This window comes from Bacillus taeanensis (assembly GCF_003318295.1).
Taxonomy (GTDB): Bacteria; Bacillota; Bacilli; order Bacillales; family UBA6769; genus Maribacillus; species Maribacillus taeanensis.
On the sequence record NZ_QOCW01000001.1, the window covers coordinates 355,705 to 376,385 of the forward strand.

17 protein-coding genes and 1 other annotated feature are annotated in these 20,681 nt (G+C 35.9%); all 17 genes read left to right on the top strand.

Annotated features, from left to right (window positions below):
• The first annotated feature begins 24 nt into the window (after window positions 1-24).
• Window positions 25-2,658: a DNA polymerase I gene (gene polA, locus DS031_RS01750; protein WP_113804199.1), complete on the top strand. Its 2,634-nt coding sequence runs from the start codon at window positions 25-27 to the stop codon at window positions 2,656-2,658.
• A 99-nt stretch (window positions 2,659-2,757) separates the two neighbouring features.
• Window positions 2,758-3,585, top strand: coding sequence for a DNA-formamidopyrimidine glycosylase (gene mutM, locus DS031_RS01755; protein WP_113804200.1), 828 nt, complete (start codon window positions 2,758-2,760; stop codon window positions 3,583-3,585).
• 71 nt (window positions 3,586-3,656) lie between these two features.
• Window positions 3,657-4,289, top strand: a complete 633-nt coding sequence (gene ytaF / locus DS031_RS01760) for a sporulation membrane protein YtaF (RefSeq protein ID WP_113804201.1) — start codon at window positions 3,657-3,659, stop codon at window positions 4,287-4,289.
• A gap of 55 nt (window positions 4,290-4,344) precedes the next feature.
• Window positions 4,345-4,953, top strand: a complete 609-nt coding sequence (gene coaE / locus DS031_RS01765) for a dephospho-CoA kinase (RefSeq protein ID WP_113804340.1) — start codon at window positions 4,345-4,347, stop codon at window positions 4,951-4,953.
• A gap of 168 nt (window positions 4,954-5,121) precedes the next feature.
• Entirely contained in the window at window positions 5,122-6,153 is a 1,032-nt protein-coding gene (locus DS031_RS01770; RefSeq protein ID WP_113804202.1) for an ArsJ-associated glyceraldehyde-3-phosphate dehydrogenase, read from the top strand.
• A gap of 332 nt (window positions 6,154-6,485) precedes the next feature.
• Window positions 6,486-6,869, top strand: a complete 384-nt coding sequence (speD, locus tag DS031_RS01775; protein ID WP_113804203.1) for an adenosylmethionine decarboxylase — start codon at window positions 6,486-6,488, stop codon at window positions 6,867-6,869.
• 145 nt (window positions 6,870-7,014) lie between these two features.
• Window positions 7,015-7,401 carry a cytosolic protein gene (locus tag DS031_RS01780; RefSeq protein WP_113804204.1) on the top strand — a complete coding sequence of 129 codons (387 nt, stop codon included), beginning with the start codon at window positions 7,015-7,017 and terminating at the stop codon, window positions 7,399-7,401.
• 64 nt (window positions 7,402-7,465) lie between these two features.
• Window positions 7,466-7,933, top strand: a complete 468-nt coding sequence (gene nrdR / locus DS031_RS01785; protein ID WP_113804205.1) for a transcriptional regulator NrdR — start codon at window positions 7,466-7,468, stop codon at window positions 7,931-7,933.
• A gap of 207 nt (window positions 7,934-8,140) precedes the next feature.
• Window positions 8,141-9,553: a replication initiation and membrane attachment family protein gene (locus tag DS031_RS01790; RefSeq protein ID WP_113804206.1), complete on the top strand. Its 1,413-nt coding sequence runs from the start codon at window positions 8,141-8,143 to the stop codon at window positions 9,551-9,553.
• Between the two features lie 16 nt (window positions 9,554-9,569).
• Window positions 9,570-10,499 carry a primosomal protein DnaI gene (gene dnaI, locus DS031_RS01795; protein ID WP_113804207.1) on the top strand — a complete coding sequence of 310 codons (930 nt, stop codon included), beginning with the start codon at window positions 9,570-9,572 and terminating at the stop codon, window positions 10,497-10,499.
• A gap of 101 nt (window positions 10,500-10,600) precedes the next feature.
• Window positions 10,601-12,325: a sensor histidine kinase gene (locus DS031_RS01800; RefSeq protein WP_113804208.1), complete on the top strand. Its 1,725-nt coding sequence runs from the start codon at window positions 10,601-10,603 to the stop codon at window positions 12,323-12,325.
• 61 nt (window positions 12,326-12,386) lie between these two features.
• The gene (locus DS031_RS01805) at window positions 12,387-13,124 is read left to right on the top strand and encodes a LytR/AlgR family response regulator transcription factor (RefSeq protein WP_113804209.1); all 738 of its coding nucleotides are present in this window, start codon (window positions 12,387-12,389) and stop codon (window positions 13,122-13,124) included.
• Between the two features lie 137 nt (window positions 13,125-13,261).
• Window positions 13,262-14,701, top strand: coding sequence for a carbon starvation CstA family protein (locus tag DS031_RS01810; RefSeq protein WP_113804210.1), 1,440 nt, complete (start codon window positions 13,262-13,264; stop codon window positions 14,699-14,701).
• 151 nt (window positions 14,702-14,852) lie between these two features.
• The gene (locus DS031_RS01815; protein ID WP_113804211.1) at window positions 14,853-15,893 is read left to right on the top strand and encodes a HEAT repeat domain-containing protein; all 1,041 of its coding nucleotides are present in this window, start codon (window positions 14,853-14,855) and stop codon (window positions 15,891-15,893) included.
• Window positions 15,883-17,298, top strand: a complete 1,416-nt coding sequence (locus tag DS031_RS01820; protein ID WP_113804212.1) for a glycosyltransferase family 2 protein — start codon at window positions 15,883-15,885, stop codon at window positions 17,296-17,298. The genes DS031_RS01815 and DS031_RS01820 overlap by 11 nt, the downstream gene beginning before the upstream one ends.
• 125 nt (window positions 17,299-17,423) lie before the next feature.
• On the top strand, window positions 17,424-18,293 hold the full coding sequence (gene ytxC, locus DS031_RS01825) for a sporulation protein YtxC (RefSeq protein WP_113804213.1): 870 nt from the start codon (window positions 17,424-17,426) through the stop codon (window positions 18,291-18,293).
• A gap of 37 nt (window positions 18,294-18,330) precedes the next feature.
• Window positions 18,331-18,554: a binding site (T-box leader), on the top strand.
• Window positions 18,555-18,619: 65 nt separating this feature from the next.
• Entirely contained in the window at window positions 18,620-20,560 is a 1,941-nt protein-coding gene (thrS, locus tag DS031_RS01830) for a threonine--tRNA ligase (RefSeq protein ID WP_113804214.1), read from the top strand.
• Window positions 20,561-20,681 lie beyond the last annotated feature (121 nt).

Below are 20,681 nucleotides of genomic sequence, written 5' to 3' on the forward strand. Positions count from 1 at the left end.
TAATGGAATAGGGAGGCTTCTTCATTGAAAAATAAATTAGTATTAATAGATGGAAATAGTATTGCTTATCGCGCTTTTTTCGCACTTCCATTACTCAGTACGAATAAAGGGATTTATACAAATGCTGTGTACGGATTTACAACAATGCTTTTAAAAGTATTAGAAGAGGAAAAGCCAACACACATGCTTGTTGCGTTTGATGCTGGGAAAACAACGTTTCGTCATAAAAACTATCAAGAATATAAAGGCGGCAGACAAAAAACACCTTCTGAACTCTCAGAGCAGTTTCCATTTATTCGTGAATTATTAGACGCATTTAATATTCCTCGGTATGAGCTTGACCAATATGAAGCAGATGATATTATCGGTACTCTGTCTAAAAAGGCAGAAGAAGAAGATTGGGAAGTGAAGGTATTTTCAGGTGATAAAGATTTGCTTCAGCTTGTCAGTGATCATGTAACGGTTGCCGTTACGAAAAAAGGGATTACAGATGTTGATACATATAACATCGAAGCACTTCATGAAAAGTATGGGCTTTCCCCTGATCAAATTATTGACATGAAGGCCCTTATGGGTGATAAATCTGATAACATTCCCGGTGTGCCTGGAGTAGGAGAAAAAACAGCTTTAAAACTGCTGCATGAATTCGGAACAGTCGATAAAGTTTTAGAATCAATTGATCAAATTTCTGGAAAGAAAATGAAAGAAAGACTTGAGGAAAATCGTGATCAAGCTTTAATGAGCAAAGAACTTGTTACAATTTTAAGAGAAACACCAGTAGAAATTTCGATTAGCGATCTTCAATTAAGTGAGTATAATAAACAAAAAATTAGTGATCTGTTTAAAGAGCTTGAATTTAAGTCATTGCTTGGAAAATTTAGTGATGATTCACTAGAAGAACAGGAAATGTTGGATGAAGAAATGAACTATGAAATTGTTGAAGAAATTACACCAGAGATGTTTGTTTCTCCGACAGCACTCGTAGTAGAAGTAAATGATGAAAATTATCATAATGCTCCTATTCAAGGGATTGGGTTTGTTAATGAAAAAGGTCGATTTTATTTATCAACAGAAAAAGCATTAACATCAGATTACTTTAAACAATGGGCAAAAGATCCAGGGCAAGAAAAGCTAACGTTTGATGCAAAACGTGCGATTGTTTCATTAGGGTGGCATGAAGTCGATCTTGAAGGCGTTAATTTTGATTTATTAATTGCTTCTTATTTGCTAAATCCAGCTGAATCAAGTCATGATGTAGCAGATATCGCAAACCGAAGAGGCTATGCAAATGTGCAGCATGACGAAGTAGTATACGGTAAAGGAGCAAAGCGAAAAATTCCTGAAGAGGATGTCCTAAGTGAACACCTTATTCGTAAAGCTGATGCACTTTTTCGTTTATATGAGCAGGTGTCAGAAGAATTAAAAGAAAACAGCCAATATGAATTGTTTTCAGAGCTTGAGATGCCTCTTTCTGTTGTATTAGGGAAAATGGAAAGACAAGGAGTAGAAGTAGACGTCAACCGACTTGAAAATATGGGTAAAGAGGTTGATGAAAAGCTGCAAAGATTAGGAAAAGAAATTCACGAACTTGCAGGTGTAGAATTTAATGTGAATTCACCAAAGCAGCTTGGAGAAATTTTATTTGAAAAGCTCCAGCTTCCAGTTGTTAAAAAGACGAAAACAGGTTATTCCACTTCTGCTGATGTGTTAGAAAAGTTAGCCGATAAACACGAGATTATTCCTAAGATCCTTGATTATCGTCAATTAGGAAAGCTTTACTCTACTTATATTGAAGGGTTATTAAAAGTTGTTAACAAAGAAAGCAATAAAATTCATACGCGCTTTAACCAAGCAATTACACAAACAGGTCGGTTAAGCTCTACTGATCCTAATTTGCAAAACATTCCTATTCGTTTGGAGGAAGGAAGAAAAATTCGTCAAGCTTTTATCCCTGCTCAAGATGACTGGGTTATTTTCGCTGCTGACTATTCACAAATTGAGTTAAGAGTCCTCGCCCATATTGCAAAAGATGAGAAATTAATCGATGCTTTTAATGAAGGGATGGATATTCATACGAAGACGGCAATGGATGTATTTGGCGCAAAAGAAGAGGAAGTAACAGCTGATATGCGCCGTCATGCTAAAGCGGTAAACTTTGGGATTGTATACGGTATTAGTGATTACGGACTATCACAAAGTCTCGGAATCACGAGAAAAGAAGCGGCAGCGTTTATTGAGCGCTATTTAGAAAGTTTTCCAGGTGTGAAAGCTTATATGGATGACATTATACAACAGGCTAAACGAGACGGATTTGTTACCACGCTGCTAAATCGAAGACGCTATTTACCGGAAATCAACAGTCGTAATTTTAATCTGCGCAGCTTTGCTGAACGTACAGCAATGAATACACCAATACAAGGAACAGCTGCTGATATTATAAAACTGGCAATGGTGGAGATGGCAAAGCGTCTTGAGTCAGAGGGATTAGAAACGAAAATGCTTCTTCAAGTTCATGATGAGCTTATTTTTGAAGTACCTAAGTGTGAAGTTGATGTATTGAAGAAAATTGTACCGGAAGTGATGGAAAGTGCGTTATCGTTAGATGTGCCGTTAAGGGTTGACTACTCTTATGGCTCTACATGGTATGATGCAAAATAAAAAAGTATAATGAGAGAAACAACGTGCAATGTGTACGTTGTTTCCATTTGTTATTTATTACCCCATAATTAATGTTTAACATAAAAGGAGAAGAATAACATGCCTGAACTACCTGAAGTAGAAACAGTCAAACGTACTCTTCAGCAGCTTGTAATTGGAAAGAAAATTAAAGATGTCAAAGTAATGTGGCCTAAAATTATTAAACACCCAGATGATGTGGAAGAGTTTAAAGTAAAATGCATCGGTCAAACCATTCATAACATGGAACGAAGAGGGAAATTTCTTAAATTTCTATTAGATGATTATGTGCTTGTTTCGCATCTGCGTATGGAGGGGAAATACGGGCTGTATCAGCAAGAGGAGCCTGCAGATAAGCATACACACGTTTTTTTTGTTTTTGAAGATGGAACAGAACTGCGATATCGTGATGTTCGAAAGTTTGGTACAATGCATCTGTTTGAAAAAGGTACGGAAGAAACAAGGCTGCCTTTAAGTCAGCTCGGATATGAACCTTTTTCAGAAGAATTTACGTTAGATGTTTTAAATGAAGCCTTGTCAAGGACAACACGAAAAGTAAAAGTTGCTTTACTTGACCAAACTACGGTTGTTGGTTTAGGAAATATTTATGTAGATGAAGCGTTGTATCGCGCGAATATACATCCGGAGCGTCTTGCCAAAGATATAGGGGCTGAAGAAGCAGCAAAACTTCATCAAGAAATTATTAAGACATTGTCTGAAGCAGTTGAACAAGGAGGCAGTACAATTCGTTCTTACGTTAACAGTCAAGGTCAAATTGGGATGTTTCAACAGCAGCTGTTCGTATACGGAAGAAAAGGAGAGGCTTGTAAAAAGTGCAGGACAATGATTGAGAAGTCAGTTGTAGGAGGACGAGGCACACACTTCTGTCCAAATTGTCAAAAAATATAGAAGTCTAGTACGTTGGATAGGCTCCTTCCATATACTATCGTAGGTAACAGTGAATGGAAGGAGAACATAAGATGCAGTGGCTTTCGGTACTTCTATTAGCAATTGCAGTTAGTTTAGACAGTTTTGGTGTAGGTTTTACGTATGGATTACGAAAAATGAAAATCCCATTGCGATCAATCCTCATAATTGCTTGCTGCTCTGCAGTAACATTGCTTATTTCAATGGGAATAGGCACGGTGATTGCGTATTGGGTTTCTCCTCACCTTGCCGAGAGAATTGGTGGTTTTGTCCTCATACTTATTGGTGTTTGGGTGCTTTATCAAGTGCTGCGGCCAAAGCATGAGGAAAAAGTGAAACAAGGAGAGAACTTGCTTTTAAATTTTGAAATTAAATCACTTGGTGTTGTTATTCAAATTTTAGAAAAACCAACAACTGCCGATATGGATGATTCCGGAACAATTACTGGAATAGAAGCGATTCTTTTAGGAGCAGCACTTTCTTTGGATGCATTTGGGGCTGGAATAGGTGCGGCGTTGGTTGGCTTTTCGGCTTTGCCTACAGCATTTGTCGTTGCCTGCATGAGCTCTATATTTGTATTGTTTGGAATGAAAAGCGGCTATCTTTTCTCCCATATTAAATGGGTGGAAAAAATGTCTTTTATTCCAGGTTTTTTATTAATTTTATTAGGGATATGGAAAATGTAATGTGCTCGTACTGCTGCGGGCACCTTTCCATATTAAGCAGAAAGCGGGGAACGAGATGATTATAGGATTAACAGGCGGGATTGCAAGTGGAAAAAGTACAGTTTCAATTATACTTACCAAACTTGGTTTGCCGGTTGTAGACGCTGATAAAATTGCCAGGCAGGTCGTTGAACAAGGAGAACCTGCATACAAAGAGATCGTCAAATACTTTGGAACGGAAATTCTTGATTCTCATGGTAATTTGAATCGAAAACAATTAGGCACTCTTATCTTTTCTGATCCTAAAGAACGTGAAGTATTAAATAATATTGTTCATCCAGCTGTTCGAAAAAAAATGATTGAACAAAAAGATACATACTTACAACAAGGATATCATCATATTGTACTCGATATTCCACTGTTGTTTGAGAGTAAATTAACACATATGGTTGAAAAAACTTTACTCATATATGTTGATGAAAAGAAGCAGTTAGAACGGCTTATAATGAGGGATCATGCTGGAAAAGAGGATGCTGAAAGAAGGATTTCTTCACAAATGCCGTTAAAAGATAAAGTGCTGCTCGCTGATGGTGTTATTGATAATAACGGCTCATTAAGTAAAACAAAAGAACAGCTTGTAAATATTTTAAGAGCGTGGAATATCCCAATTAATGAAAAGACCTAGTTATAGGTCTTTTTTAGTTTGTGTATGTTTAATTGTGAAAAAAATCAATTGAATAAGCCTAATTTAGGATATTTTTATTTTTTTGTGCAATTATATCTTTTCAATTCATATTTATATGTTATACTAATCATAAAAAAGTATAACATATATATCGAAAGGGGTATCCTAATGAACATAAGGGTAGCAATTAACGGTTTTGGCCGTATTGGTCGTATGGTTTTTCGTAAAGCAATAGAGCAAGAAAATATAGACATTATTGCAATAAATGCGAGTTATCCTTCTCAAACGTTAGCACATTTAATTAAATATGACAGCATCCATGGAACTTTTAAAGGGGAGGTTGGTGCTGAGGAGGATGCATTAATAATAAATGGTAAAAAGATAAAGTTATTAAATAATCGCGATCCAAAAGCTCTTCCGTGGAAGGAGCTTAAAGTAGATATTGTAATTGAAGCCACTGGTAAATTTAAAACAAAGGAAACAGCAGGTTATCACTTAGAAGCAGGAGCTAAAAAGGTTCTGATTACTGCACCTGGGAAAGATGAAGACATTACAATTGTAATGGGTGTGAATGAAAAGGATTACAAACATGAAGCGCATCATGTTATCTCCAATGCTTCATGTACAACAAACTGTTTAGCACCTGTTGCAAAAGTGCTGCATGAAAAGTTTGGTATTGAATCAGGGATGATGACAACTGTTCATGCCTATACAAATGACCAAAAAAATATTGATAATCCACACAAAGATTTACGCCGTGCCCGGGCATGCGGACAATCAATTATTCCAACTTCAACAGGAGCTGCGAAAGCGATTGCGAAAGTAATGCCAGAGCTAAAAGGAAAGCTTCATGGTATGGCGTTAAGAGTTCCTACTCCAAATGTTTCTTTAGTTGACCTTGTTGTTGATGTAAAGAGAAAAGTAACGATAGAGGAAATTAATGAAGCATTAAAAGAAGCAGCAGATGATTCTTTAAAAGGGATTTTAGGGTATTGTAAAGAACCGCTTGTTTCAATTGATTTTAATGGAAATGAAAATTCTTCGATTGTAGACAGTTTATCAACAATGGTTATTGGAGATACGAAAGTAAAGGTACTTGCATGGTATGACAATGAATGGGGTTATTCCTGCCGTGTTGTCGATTTAATGAATTATGTAGCGAAACAATTGCGAAAGCATGAAAAGGTAGGCGTGTTATAAAGGAAAACGTGTACTTAAAAGGCAAAGTGATCACCTTTCAGCGGTAAGCATATCCTTTAAATTGTATAAAATGGCGTTATAACGGTAAGCTTAACATTGTATTTATAGAACTCCCCTTGACAAGTATTCTTTTTGGTAACAAAATTCGAAAAAAGTTATTGCAAATCGTATTTAAACAAAGTATACTATGTTTCGTGAACTTCAATATAGCACTTAAGGATTGGATACTACTTAAAGGGTTAGGACCTCTTTGGACTAACTTTCCCCCGTGGTAGCTGTTCAACTCCGCATGCTGAAGAAGGCATGAATATTTTTAAAAGGGGGACTTTGCTATGGATACAATGGGACGCCATGTAATTGCAGAGTTATGGGATTGTAATACTGATACATTGAATGATATGAAACAAATTGAAAAGATTTTTGTAGAGGCTGCATTAAAAGCAGGAGCTGAAGTTCGTGAAGTAGCATTTCATAAGTTTGCTCCCCATGGTGTAAGCGGCGTTGTAATTATTTCTGAATCACATTTAACAATTCACAGTTTTCCAGAGCATGGTTATGCAAGTATTGATGTTTATACTTGTGGAGATCGTATTGATCCAAATGTTGCGGCAGATTATATTGCAGAATCACTTGGAGCAAAGGTCCGTGAAAATCTTGAGTTTCCTCGAGGAATGGGGCCCGTTAAAGTAGAAAAATCAAAAGTCTCTGTTTTATAAGGACAGATTGTTACAAGAGGTGCTGAAAGAGTGCACCTCTTTTTTATTTGCATAAATTTTTGAAACTTAATTCAACAATAAAGATTATACATTGAATTTTAAGCTATTTATTGCTATTCTATAGAAAAATAGGTAGGTGCAGACATTGTCTTTTAAAGAGAAATTCCAAACTATTTTTAGCAGTCATTCTGAAACAAGTGAACAGCATGGAAATGAAACTTTAAAAACACGTTATTTTAAAACTTCAAAAGAGAAAGCTCTTCAAGAGTGCTTAAATATTGTAAAACAAAATAATAATTTTGAAATTTTATCTGTCTATGAAGAGCGTGGAGAGATTAGTGTTCAGATTAAGAGTCCTAAAAAGGCTTTAATGGTTATGACAGTCATTACGGTACAGCCTTTTCGCACAGCGATTGATTTTTCTGTTTCAACTGAAACAAAACTTCCTACAGATTTTCAATACAGCAGTAAAGTTATTGAGGGAATGTATGAGAAGTTGGAAAAAGCTCTGCCTTTAGTTAACTCAAGATAGAGAAGAACATGAAAATTTGATTTTAGTTATAAATTAGAATGGCTTAATGAGTGGAGATGGTGGAATGCGGTGTCCAAATTGTCAATATAACGGTACGAAAGTTTTAGATTCACGGCCTGTTCATGAGGGACGTTCAATTCGACGTAGAAGAGAATGCGAATCATGTAACTATCGATTTACAACCTTTGAAACTGTTGATGAAACTCCGCTCATCGTCGTAAAAAAAGAGGGGACTCGTGAAGAGTTTAGTCGTGATAAAATTTTGAGAGGGCTTATTAAAGCCTGTGAAAAAAGGCCTGTTCCCCTTGAAACACTTGAAAAAATTGTAACAGATATTGAAAAAGAATTGCGCAATCGTGGGAATTCTGAAGTAAGCAGCGAAGATGTCGGGGAAATCGTTATGGACCAATTAGCGTTAGTAGATGATGTTGCTTACGTAAGGTTTGCATCTGTTTACAGGCAGTTTAAAGACATTAATGTTTTTATACAAGAATTAAAAGAATTAATTAAACGTGCAAATAAGGCTGAATGATAACAGCCTCCAATTAGAGCTTAAGACGAAAAAGGCTTAAAGCTCTTTTTTTGTACGTTTTAACATGTTTCATTCATATGAAGGAAAAAGTATAATGAAGATGGTTAAACTATGTAAGATTGGACATAGCATCTCAGTATGTTAATACGGTGTCTGCAAGTTAAATTGAATTTACAGCGTCTATACTAAGCAAATAGGTGAGAAACAATGAGTACACATTGGAAAGAACTGCTGCCTGTTGATCGTTTTCAAGTGCGGTCAAGAGGTATTCTGCATGACTATTATCGTCAAGTTATTACATCTCTTTACCAACCGTTGATTGGGGCATTGGCGTACAGTTTGTACATGACGTTTTGGAGCGAATTAGATGATGCGAAGAGTTGGTCAGAGATGTCAACACATCGGAGTTTAATGAATTTAACCCAGCTTAATTTACAGCAGCTTTTAGAAGCAAGGAAGAAATTAGAGGCAGTTGGGTTATTGAAAACTTATGTCAAAAAAGAACAGGATGCTAAACTGTATGTTTATGAACTTGAAGCACCGTTTACACCAGAGCAATTTTATAATGATGGGGCATTAAATGTATACTTATATAACCGGCTGGGAAGCCATAAATTTCATCAAGTAAAGCAGAGGTTTATCCGTCCTGCAGTTGATGAGGAAATATATGATGATGTGACAGCTTCTTTTAATGATGTCTTTATATCGCTTCATCCTTCAGAATTGATGACAATGAGTTCTTCAGAAATTCATCAGGCAATGGATGTAGAAGACACAGAAGAATATATTGGAGAGACATCACCGCGTGGTCCGTTATTTGTAGAGGAAGTATTTGATTTTGACTTGTTTTTACAGGGATTGTCAACCTTTATTGTTCCAAAAGAATCAATTACCTCAGAACTAAAGGGTGCCATTATAAAGCTTGCATATGTTTATAAAATTGAACCTATTCAAATGAAAGAAATTGTAGAATCTGCCTTTATTAATCGTGAAGCGCTTGAAGTTGAAACACTTCGCAAAGCTGTGCAGGATTGGTATGTATTTGAACATGATCATAGATTGCCATCATTAAGTCACCGCACACAACCGCCAATTTATCAAGAATTTCAAAATAAAAATCCTGAAACAGAAGAAGAAAAAGCAATTGCTTTATTTGAAGCAATGACACCATTTGAACAGCTGGAGCGTATCGGGGGAGGAGCAAAACCTGCTCCAAGTGACATAAAGCTTGTAGAAAGTTTGATGTTTGATCAACACCTGCAGCCTGGTGTTGTAAATGTATTGATTGAGTATGTGATGAGAACAAACGATATGAAATTAATTAAGTCCTATGTAGAGAAAATAGCCGCACATTGGGCTCGGAAGAAAGTGAAAACGGTTCGTGATGCAATGATTCTTGCAAAGGCAGAACATAAAAAATATCAAGATTGGGTTAGTAAAAAGCAGCAGTCTAAAGAAAAGGTTTATCCGAAACGCAATGAACGAAGAGAACAGCTTCCAAAATGGATGACAGAAAAGAAAACTGAAAAATTGGCTTCTCCAAAAGAAGAGGACGACTTTGAAGAACAAAAACGACAGTTGGAAGAACGACTAAAAAAATATAAACAAAACAAGTCATAATTAAGGGGGGAAACATGTGGAGCGTATTGATCAATCGTTAAAAGCTATTACTGGGGGAAAGAAATTTCAGCAGCACTTTCAGCAATTAAAAGAAAAGGTGCTCAAAGACGAGCGTGTCCAATCTTTTTATAGTAACCACGATATTCAAGAAAATATAACAAATCGCGGGATGTCGAAATTATATGAGTTTACTGAGCAGTGGAGAAATTGTGATCACTGTCCTGGGCTAGAGAAGTGTCCAAATATGATGCAGGGATTTCAACCACATCTGTTTTTAAATCAACAGTCCATTGATTTAAGATATGAGCGCTGTTCATTAAAAACACAAGACGAGGAAAAAAAGAAACAAAGAACGTTATTTCAAAGCATGTATATTCCAAAAGAAGTATTGAACGCCCGATTTGAAAACATTGAAATAGATAAAGATCGTTTTGAAGCAATTCGATTGGCAGAAAATTTTGTTGAGCAGTTTGTGCCTGGTGAAACAAAGCAAGGTTTATACTTCTACGGAGATTTCGGTGTAGGTAAAACTTATATGATGTGTGCGATTGCAAACGAATTAGCAAAACAAAAACAAGTTCAATCCATGATTGTTTATACACCAGATTTTTTTAGGGAAATGAAAAGTTCGATTAGTGATCAGTCGATTGATCAAAAATTAGACTATATTAAAAAAGTTCCTCTTTTAATTTTAGATGATATTGGTGCTGAAAATATGTCAAGTTGGGTGAGGGATGATATTTTGGGCGGGATTCTACAATACCGCATGATGGAAAATCTAGTGACACTATATTCATCAAATTATGATTATGATGAACTTGAAAACCATTTAGCCTATTCACAAAAGGGCGGAGTGGAGCAGTTAAAGGCAAAGCGTATTATGGAACGAATCCGCCATTATACAATGCCAGTTTATATTGGTGGGACAAATCGACGAACATTATAATAGGTATATGTTAATGCGCTCTATTATTTAGAGCGCGTTTTATCTGTTTGCTGGAGTAGAGATGATCATTGTTTGAAGCATGTTTGAAAGGAGGAAGAGTGATGTGGGACCTGCTTTTTTCGATGTTTGAGAGGTTGGCAATTATTGTAACGGTAGCTTTTATTATGACACGCTTTCGCTTTTTTCGGAGCATGGTTGCTGGTAGCGAGATTACTCGTTTGCAGAAGACGAGGGTTATTATTATGTTTGGCTGTTTTGGTATTATCGGGACCTATACAGGACTTACACTTAATACAGAAACGCTTACCTATACAAAATGGATGTTCTCTCTTGAACATAGTGAAGCGATTGCTAATTCTCGGGTAATCGGTATCGTCGTGGCAGGGTTATTAGGGGGCTGGAAGGTTGGACTTGGAGCGGGAATTATTGCAGGATTTCATCGCTATTTATTAGGCGGATTTACAGCGTTTTCATGTGGGATATCTGCCATCGCAGCTGGCCTCCTTTCTGGTTTTTTTCATCATAAATTACAAAATCGTTTAACAGTGCTTTCAACATCCTTTATTGTTGGTGCTCTAGCTGAAGCGTTACAGATGTTAATTATTTTATTTACTGCACAGCCTTTTCAACAAGCTGTTTTTCTTGTTGAAAAGATTGGGATGCCGATGATTATAGCCAATGGCATAGGGGCAGCACTTTTTATTTTAATTATTCGCAATGTAATAAGTGAGGAAGAAAAGATGGGGGCACTGCAAGCACAAAAAGCATTGCGGCTTGCTGAATTAACTTCCAAACATTTAAGAAGAGGATTAAATGAGAAAACTGCATCAGCTACATGTGATATTTTATTAAAAGAAGTACAAGCAATAGCCGTATCAATTACAAATGAGACCCATATTTTAGCTCATAAAGGCAGGGCTTCTGACCACCACCATAAGAATATAGAAATCCAAACCTCTGCTACAAAAGAAGTATTAATGACGGGACAGCTACTTATAGCAAGCTCAGACAAAATACAATGTGTAGAAAAAAATTGTCCTTTAAAAGCAGCGATTATTGCTCCATTAAAACAAAAGGATAATGTGGTAGGAACGTTGAAGTTTTACTTTCATTCTCATAAAGATATTACACATGTGGTTATTGAGTTAATAAAAGGACTTTCTTCCTTGCTGAGTCAACAGCTTGAACTTGCAGAAGCTGATCGACACCGGGCACTGGCACAGCAGGCAGAGATTAAAGCACTGCAAGCCCAAGTAAGCCCGCACTTTTTATTTAATGCTTTAAATACAATTGTATCGCTTATTCGGACAGACCCTCTAAAAGCTAGAAAGTTATTAATTTCTCTTTCTCAATACTTTCGCCAAAATTTGTCTGGTACTACTAAAATGTGGATCTCATTAGAAGAAGAATTGCGGCATGTAAAAGCTTATTTAGCAATTGAACAAGCGCGATTTTCTGATAAATTAAACGTATATTATCACATAGATCAAGAAGCATTAGCCTCTCAACTGCCGCCATTAACACTGCAGCCATTAGTGGAAAATGCAGTTAAACATGGACTGAAAGGAATGAAACAAGGAAGTAGTATTATTATTACAGTTAAAAATAATGATGAACACGTGCTTGTTAAAGTAGAAGATAATGGTGTGGGAATACCTGCGCTGCGATTAAATAAACTTCTTAATGAACAACTTTCCTCCACAACAGGCACTGGTATTGGACTATACAATGTGAATCGCCGTTTAATAATGATGCTTGGCGAAAAAGGAAGATTGATCATTAAAAGCGAACAAGGTAAAGGAGCATCCATATCATTTAAAATTTGAAAAGTATAAGCGTGATTTGTGCCAACATCTAAATTCATATAATACAAGGAGATTAAATACGATGGGGAAGCATATTCGAATTGTTGTGATCGATGATGAGGCGTTAAGCAGAGATGAACTTATCCACCTCTTAAAAAGATATAAGGATATTCATATTGCAGCAGAAGCAGACTCAGGAGAAAAGGGCTTAGAAAAAATAATAACGGAAGAGCCTGATGTTATTTTTGTTGATATTGAAATGGGTGACATGTCAGGCCTTGAACTTGTAAGTGCCATCCAAAAAATAAAAAAACCTCCACTTGTCATTTTTGCTACAGCGTATCCAGATTATGCTGCCAAAGCCTTTCGTTATCAGGCGCTAGATTATTTATTAAAACCGTTTGATGAAGAACAATTGGAAGATACAATGGAACGAATTCATCAGGAGTTAACAAAAAAGACATTAACGCCAACTTTTAAAGAACCAACGATAGGAAAATTAGCAGTAGAAGATGAAGGCAAAATAGTGTACCTTATCCCAGAGGAAATTATTTATTTTTATCGCGAAGAACGTGAGACAATTGTTTGTACAAAGGATAAAAGCTATCGAATGAAAACTAGTTTAAAAGAGCTCGAACAAAAGCTTGTTTCTTTTTCATTCTTTCGCACCCATAAAAGCTATTTTGTTAATTTAAATTCAGTAAAAGAATTAATACCGTGGTTTAATGGCGCTTATCAAATAAAGTTATTCGGAAGCACAGAAGAGATACCTGTAAGTAGAAATTATGTAAAAGCATTAAGAGAACATCTTGAACTTTAATTCATGCATTATAGATATCAAATCATACATGTAAAGATTCTATTATGACATGTTAGACACATTTTTATCACAAATTGCCTTCTATCTTTTACAATAAGTTTATATTGAAAGCGGATACAAAAAAGGGAGGAAAATAGATGATAACTTTTTTAGTGTCAATTGTCATTTTAATCATTGGGTATTTTACGTATGGTAAGTTCATTGAAAAAGTATTTGGAGCAAGTGAAAGTCGGAAAACTCCTGCTTTAGTTATGAATGATGGGGTCGATTATTTACCAATGGGCTCAAAAAGAAATTCATTGATTCAGCTTCTAAACATTGCTGGGGTTGGTCCTATCTTTGGTCCTATTTTAGGCGCGTTATATGGTCCGGTAGCATTTTTATGGATTGTATTAGGAGCAATTTTTGCAGGGGCTGTTCACGATTATTTAACAGGCATGATTTCAATTCGAAATAGAGGTGCTCACCTTCCAGAGCTTGCAGGGAAGTTTTTAGGTAAAAGTATGAAGCACATTGTAAACGCTTTTGCTGTTTTGCTGTTGTTATTAGTTGGTACAGTATTTGTAAGTGCACCAGCTGCTCTTATTCATAATTTAACATCAAATTGGCTGTCATTAGGAATAATTGTTAGTGCTATTTTTATTTATTATGTGATTGCTACCTTAATGCCAATTGATAAAATTATTGGACGCATCTATCCAATTTTTGGAGCGCTTCTTGTACTTAGTGCAATTGGAATTGGGGGAGGGCTTATAGTAACAGGGGCACCAATTCCTGAATTATCGTTTACAAATATGCATCCAGATCACTTACCGATTTTCCCTTTGTTGTTTTTAACTATTTCTTGTGGGGCACTGTCTGGTTTTCATGCTACACAATCACCAATTATTTCACGTACAACACAAACCGAAAAGCAAGGTCGTCAAATTTTTTACGGTATGATGATTGCAGAAGCTATTATCGCCATGATTTGGGCAGCTGCAGCTATGAGCTTATTCAGCGGTAATGAGTTAAATGAAATTCTTGCAGCAGGCGGACCAGCAGCTGTAGTTAGTGAAGTATCGATTCGTATGCTTGGCGCATTTGGTGGTACATTAGCTGTCATTGGTGTGATTATTCTTCCGATTACATCAGGTGATACATCATTTAGAAGTGCTCGTATGATTATAGCTGATTATTTTAATATTGCTCAGAAAAAAGTAATAAATCGTTTATGGATTGCAGTTCCGTTGTTTGTTCTATCCTTTGCTCTTACTAAAATTGATTTTTCACTATTATGGAGATATTTTTCATGGGCAAATCAATCGACGGCGATGATTGCATTGTGGGTTGGGGCAATGTACTTGCTGCTAAAAAATAAGCCGCATTGGATTGCTTCGATTCCAGCTGTATTTATGACTATGGCAACTTTTACCTATATAGCAAATGCACAAATAGGTTTTAATTTACCACTTCCTGCTTCCTATACAGCAGCAGCGATAGGAACAGGGCTTGTGATCTTTCTCTTTGCAAGAACTGCAAAAAAACAAATGAAAAAGAACATTAAAGTTGATGAAAACTATGATGATGCTGCATAAACAAATACCGAGGGAAACCTCGGTATTTGTTTTTTATGTTAATAGCACTAAATTCAATAAATAACCATAAATACATAACAAAGTGTACATGTTAAAATATAAACAGTGGTAATAGAGCTGTGCTTATAGAAAAGAGGTTTAGCTGTTAAGTATGCTTGTTATTGTAACCCAATTTATTATTCTCTTTTTTATTATGTTAATTTCATTATTTCTCTTTTTAATTGTTTGGAAATATTATCGAAATAAGCAGGAAACAAAACAACAAACCGTAAAAAGAGATCTCCTTAGCAAATTAAATCGTTATATTCAACAAAGTGAATTTCCTAAGGAATATAACTTAGAAGATTCATTAGTGTTTCATGGTGTGGAAGAGGCACTAGCTGAATATGGTAGTTTTGTTCGGGACGTTGAAACATCGCGTTATATTCGAGAATATGTTGAAAAGAATTTTACTCCTTATTACCGAAGACTTTTATCACATCGCAGCTGGAGTATTCGGATGAATACTTTATATCGAATCGATGATTTTCAAATGACTACACTACATAAAGAACTAATGAAACTTTATCGTTCTTCGGAAACAACGAAACTTGAAAAGTATCAAATTATGAGGATTTTTGCGACACTGCAGCATGAAAATTTGTTTTACATGCTTGGTGGTCAAGGAGAAGGCCTACCTAATTTTTATTACCGGGATATACTATTAAGGTTGGATGAAGCCTTTTTTGCGAAATTTATTGAACGTTCTAAAGAGTATTCACTTCCGTTATTAGAAGGGTTACTTGATGCAGTTGGGGAAAAGAGGGATATAACATATTTGTCTTTTGTAGAACAAATGCTTTTACATAGCAGTATAGAAATACGAATTCGTGCATTAAAAGCAATTAGTAAATTAGGGTATATCCAACGATATGACATTGTCTTTCAGTTAGCTCAATCTAATTCTTGGCAGGAACGTTTAATGTGTGCCCGAATTTTAGCAAAAGTTCAGACGAAGGACAGTTTGTCTTTTTTAAAAACAATGATGAGTGATTCTTCGTGGTGGGTTCGTTCGGCTGCTGCCCAATCGGTGTTGGAATTTGCAGATGGAAGAAAAATCTTATCTGAAATCTCTAATCATCATGAAGATCAATATGCCCGTGATATGGCGAAAGAATGGTTAGAAAGAAGAGAACTTGTACATGATAGCTGAGATTGGTTTAATTTTATTAAGGATATTTACTTATTTAGCAGCATTTTACTTAGTGATTGTTGCTTCTTTTTATTTACTATTTTTTATTTTTTCCTCTGTTCAGTTAAGAAGTCATTATCGTTTGGATGAAAATGAGCCGTATGAAGAACTTTTAACGTCTAGTTTTACAAAACCAGTTTCTATTTTAGTTCCTGCTTTTAATGAAGAGGCGGGAATTATAGGAAGTGTTCGCTCATTACTAAGTATTAACTACCCTGATTTTGAAGTAATTGTCATTAATGACGGCTCTACAGATAAGACGTTAGAAACAATGACTGCTGCTTTTTCTATGGTGAAAGTCGGAAGAAAGGTTATTCGCAGAAGGCTGGAGACAAAAGAAGTAAAAGGGGTGTACAGGTCTACCTTATATGAAAATTTATATATGATTGATAAAGAAAACGGCGGAAAGTCTGATGCGTTAAATGCTGGAATTAACTTGTCATTATTTCCTTATATTTGTTCATTAGATGGTGATTCAATTATTGAGCGTGATGCTTTTTTAAAGGTTATGAAACCCATTGTCGATTCTGATGGAGAAGTGATTGCAGCAGGGGGAAGTGTTCGAATTGCAAACAATTGTCATATAGAGCGTGGCGAACTAATGCAGGTGGGGTTATCAAAAAATCCGCTTATCATTTTGCAAGTTGTTGAATATTTACGGGCTTTTTTAATGGGAAGAGTAGGCTTAAGTCGTCATAACTTATTGTTAATTGTTTCAGGGGCGTTTGGTATTTTTAATAAGGAATGGGTTGTTGAAGCCAATGGCTATCGTACGGATACCGTTGGAGAAGATATGGAATTAGTCGTTCATCTGCATAGGCTGATTCGAGAGAAAGGTGAAAACAAGCGTATCGAGTATATTCCCGAGCCGGTTGTATGGACTGAAGCTCCAGAGTCTTTACGAATATTGAGAAGGCAAAGAAGCAGGTGGCATCGCGGATTGTTTCAAAGTTTGTGGCTGCATAAAAAAATGCTCTTTAATCCAAAGTACGGGACGATTGGAATCATTTCCATGCCTTCCTATTTTATTGTGGAATTATTAGGACCTATCGTTGAATTGTTCGGTTATTTATTAATTATTTTAAGTCCTTTTATGAGCGGCGTATATGTAAAAGGTGCTCTTTTGTTATTTTTACTTTTACTTTTATACGGTTCATTGCTTTCAATGAGTGCCGTTCTTCTAGAGGAATGGAGTATACGACGCTATCCGAACGTTAGTCAAATTATAAAACTTTTCTTTTGGTCATTAACAGAATCATTTTGGTATCGTCCATTAACTGTTATATGGCGTGTAGAGGGACTAATACAGGTTCTTCAGAAAAATAACCAATGGGGAAAAATGACTCGAAAAGGCATTTCTAAATAGTTTAGGGAGACAAGTAATAAATTGTTACCTATCAAAAATGACTTACCATGAATGGTAAGTCATTTTTTTATTTTTGTTTCATATATTTGTACAAGCAAGTCTGTTTATAAGGGGAGGCGTTCCTTGTGATTACTATTCAATTTACAGATAGTTATGAATGTCACAGTATTTACCATACTGCTCAATATTATTTAAAAACTTTAAATAAAGACGGCCAAAAGGTTATGCTTCGATGGGATTCACAGGATTGTTTAGTAATTGATTATAATAAAGATATGTCTTTTTATCTTACATATATACAGCCGCTGCTTGTTCAAGTTTTTACACAGTATATTATCGCGAAATATGAAAAAAATTATTTGTTTTACCTGCTTCGAAATCATTATTATTATAAAGATGATGAAGAAATCAAGGAAATTATTAGTATAGCAAAGGCAATCATGGACGGAGAAAAGCAGGATATTCCAAAAATAAAAAAGTTAGCTGATCGAAAAAAACTGCTTGAAGAGACAATAAAAAACTTTTTAGTACAGCCTTTTTCCTTTTGTTTTGATTCATTTGTAAAGTTTCGCTTAAAATATTACCGTGAACTGCTTGAGTCTTATGTAGAGTTAGCGATTGATGAATACAAGCTAGAGCATGATTATCAAAACTTCATCCAAAGTTTACGCTGTTTTTTAACCCATCGAGTACCATTAGTAGAAACTGTGCATGTGATGTATGAAGACCAGCCTGTCTTTTATAATGAAACATTAGTAGAACTAACGAGTGACTCATTACATTCCATTGTTGAGGAGCACAGCGCGGCACTTCATTCAGTTGAAGTTGATTCTATTCTCTTACAGCCGTTATTAGCTTTAGCGCCAAAACATATTTACTTTTACACGTCTCATGAAGACCTTAGTATTATTCATACAATGCAAAACATTTTTCAAGAACGTCTTCATCTTGCATCGCCTTTTGATTTTTATAAAAGACGACTTGATTTTTATTAAATATTTTGCTTATAATACCTACATAGACAAGTCGATAATAAACGTTATGAATGAGGACATGAGTTTTTTTGGAGTGTTTACAGAGAGGGAAGTCTTTTGGCTGCAAACTTCCTAACCGAAAAACTAACTTACCACCTCTTAGCTTCAACGGGGAAAAAAGTATCCGTTGACGGGCATGCCCGTTACAGCACACTGAGTGCCGTTAAAGAATATTTTTAACGGAACAAGGGTGGAACCACGAGATTAACACGCGTCCCTTACCATGAGGGATGGGTGTTTTTATTTTTCTAGTAGGTTATTTATATTAAAATAAGGAGTGACAAACATTGTCAGAAAACATTCATATTACATTTCCGGATGGAACAGTAAAAGAGTTTTCAAAAGGAATCACAACAGAAGAAATTGCAGCCTCTATTAGCCCGGGCTTAAAGAAAAAAGCGATTGCTGGAAAAGTGAATGGTAAAGTTGTTGATTTGCGCCGCGGCTTAGAAGAAGACGGAGAAATTGAAATTGTGATGCCTGAAACAGAAGATGGCCTTGAAGTGCTTCGTCACAGTACGGCTCATTTAATGGCACAAGCAATTAAACGTCTCTTTAAGGATGTTAAGCTTGGTATAGGACCTGTCATTGAAAATGGTTTTTACTATGATATTGATTCTCCCGAGCCTATTACAGCAGATGATCTTCCTAAAATCGAAAAAGAAATGCAAAAGATTGTAAACGAGAATTTAGCGGTGGAACGTGAAGTGGTAAGCCGTCAGGAAGCATATAACATTTATAAAGAAATTGATGATAACTTAAAACTTGAATTGTTAGAAGATATTCCAGAAGATGATACAGTTACAATTTATCGTCAAGGCGAGTTTTTTGACTTATGCCGCGGTCCGCATGTACCATCGACATCTAAGTTAAAAGCATTTAAATTATTAAGTCTAGCTGGTGCGTATTGGCGTGGTGACAGCAATAATAAAATGCTGCAGCGTATTTATGGAACGGCTTTTCCTAAACAAGCACAAGTTGATGAATATTTAAAACTTCTAGAAGAAGCAAAAGAAAGAGATCACCGTAAACTTGGCAAAGAATTAAAACTGTTTACGATTTCTCAAGAAGTTGGACAAGGTTTGCCTATTTGGCTTCCAAAAGGTGCAGCAATTCGCCGCACAATTGAGCGCTATATTGTAGATCTTGAGGAAAAACTTGGCTATAATCATGTATATACACCGCATTTAGCAAATGTAGAATTATACAAAACAAGCGGACACTGGGATCACTATCATGAAGATATGTATCCGCCAATGAGAATGGATGAAACAGAAGAACTTGTGCTTCGCCCAATGAACTGTCCGCATCATATGATGATTTATAAAAATGATCTAAAAAGCTATCGAAATCTTCCGTATCGTGTTGCAGAACTTGGAACAATGCACCGCTATGAAATGTCTGGAGCGTTAGCAGGGCTGCAGCGTGTACGTTCAATGACGTTGAATGATGCCCATATTTTCTGCCGCCCAGATCAAATTAAAGAAGAATTTATTCGTGTGGTGGAACTTATTCAGGAAGTATACAAAGACTTTGGACTTAATAAGTATTTCTTCCGTCTATCTTATCGTGATCCAGAAGACAAAGAAAAGTATGTAGATAACGATGAAATGTGGGAAAAAGCTCAAGGCATGTTAAAAGAAGCGATGGATGATCTTGGAGTTGAGTATGTTGAGGCTGAAGGTGAAGCAGCATTTTATGGACCAAAGCTTGATGTACAGGTAAGAACCGCTTTAGGGAAAGACGAGACATTATCAACTGTTCAGCTTGATTTCCATTTACCTGAGCGTTTTGATCTTAATTATATCGGTGAAGATGGAAAGGAACATCGTCCGGTTGTTATTCATCGTGGTGTTGTTTCAACAATGGAACGCTTTGTTGCATTTCTTATTGAAGAGTATAAAGGAGCATTTCCAACTTGGCTTGCGCCGGTCCAAGTTCAAGTCATTCCAGTTTCTGAAGATGTACACCTTAACTATGCGAAAAAGGTTGAGGAAGTTCTTCAAAAAGCAGGAGTTCGTGTGGAATTAGATACACGTAATGAGAAAATGGGCTATAAAATTCGTGAAGCGCAAATGCAAAAAATTCCTTATATGCTTGTTGTTGGCGATAAAGAAATGGAAAATGAAGCAGTTAATGTTCGAAAATATGGGGAGCAAAGTTCAGAGACGATTTCCTTAACTGAATTTGTTCAATCCATGAAAGAGCAAATTGCTAATCGCGCTTAAACTTTTAACAACCGCTGTATACTATGATGCAGCGGTTAATTGTATTCGTATTGTGAAAATAAACGAAGCACTATATCCCTTAATTTACTATGAATAAAAGTATTGCAAAAAGATCCTCATT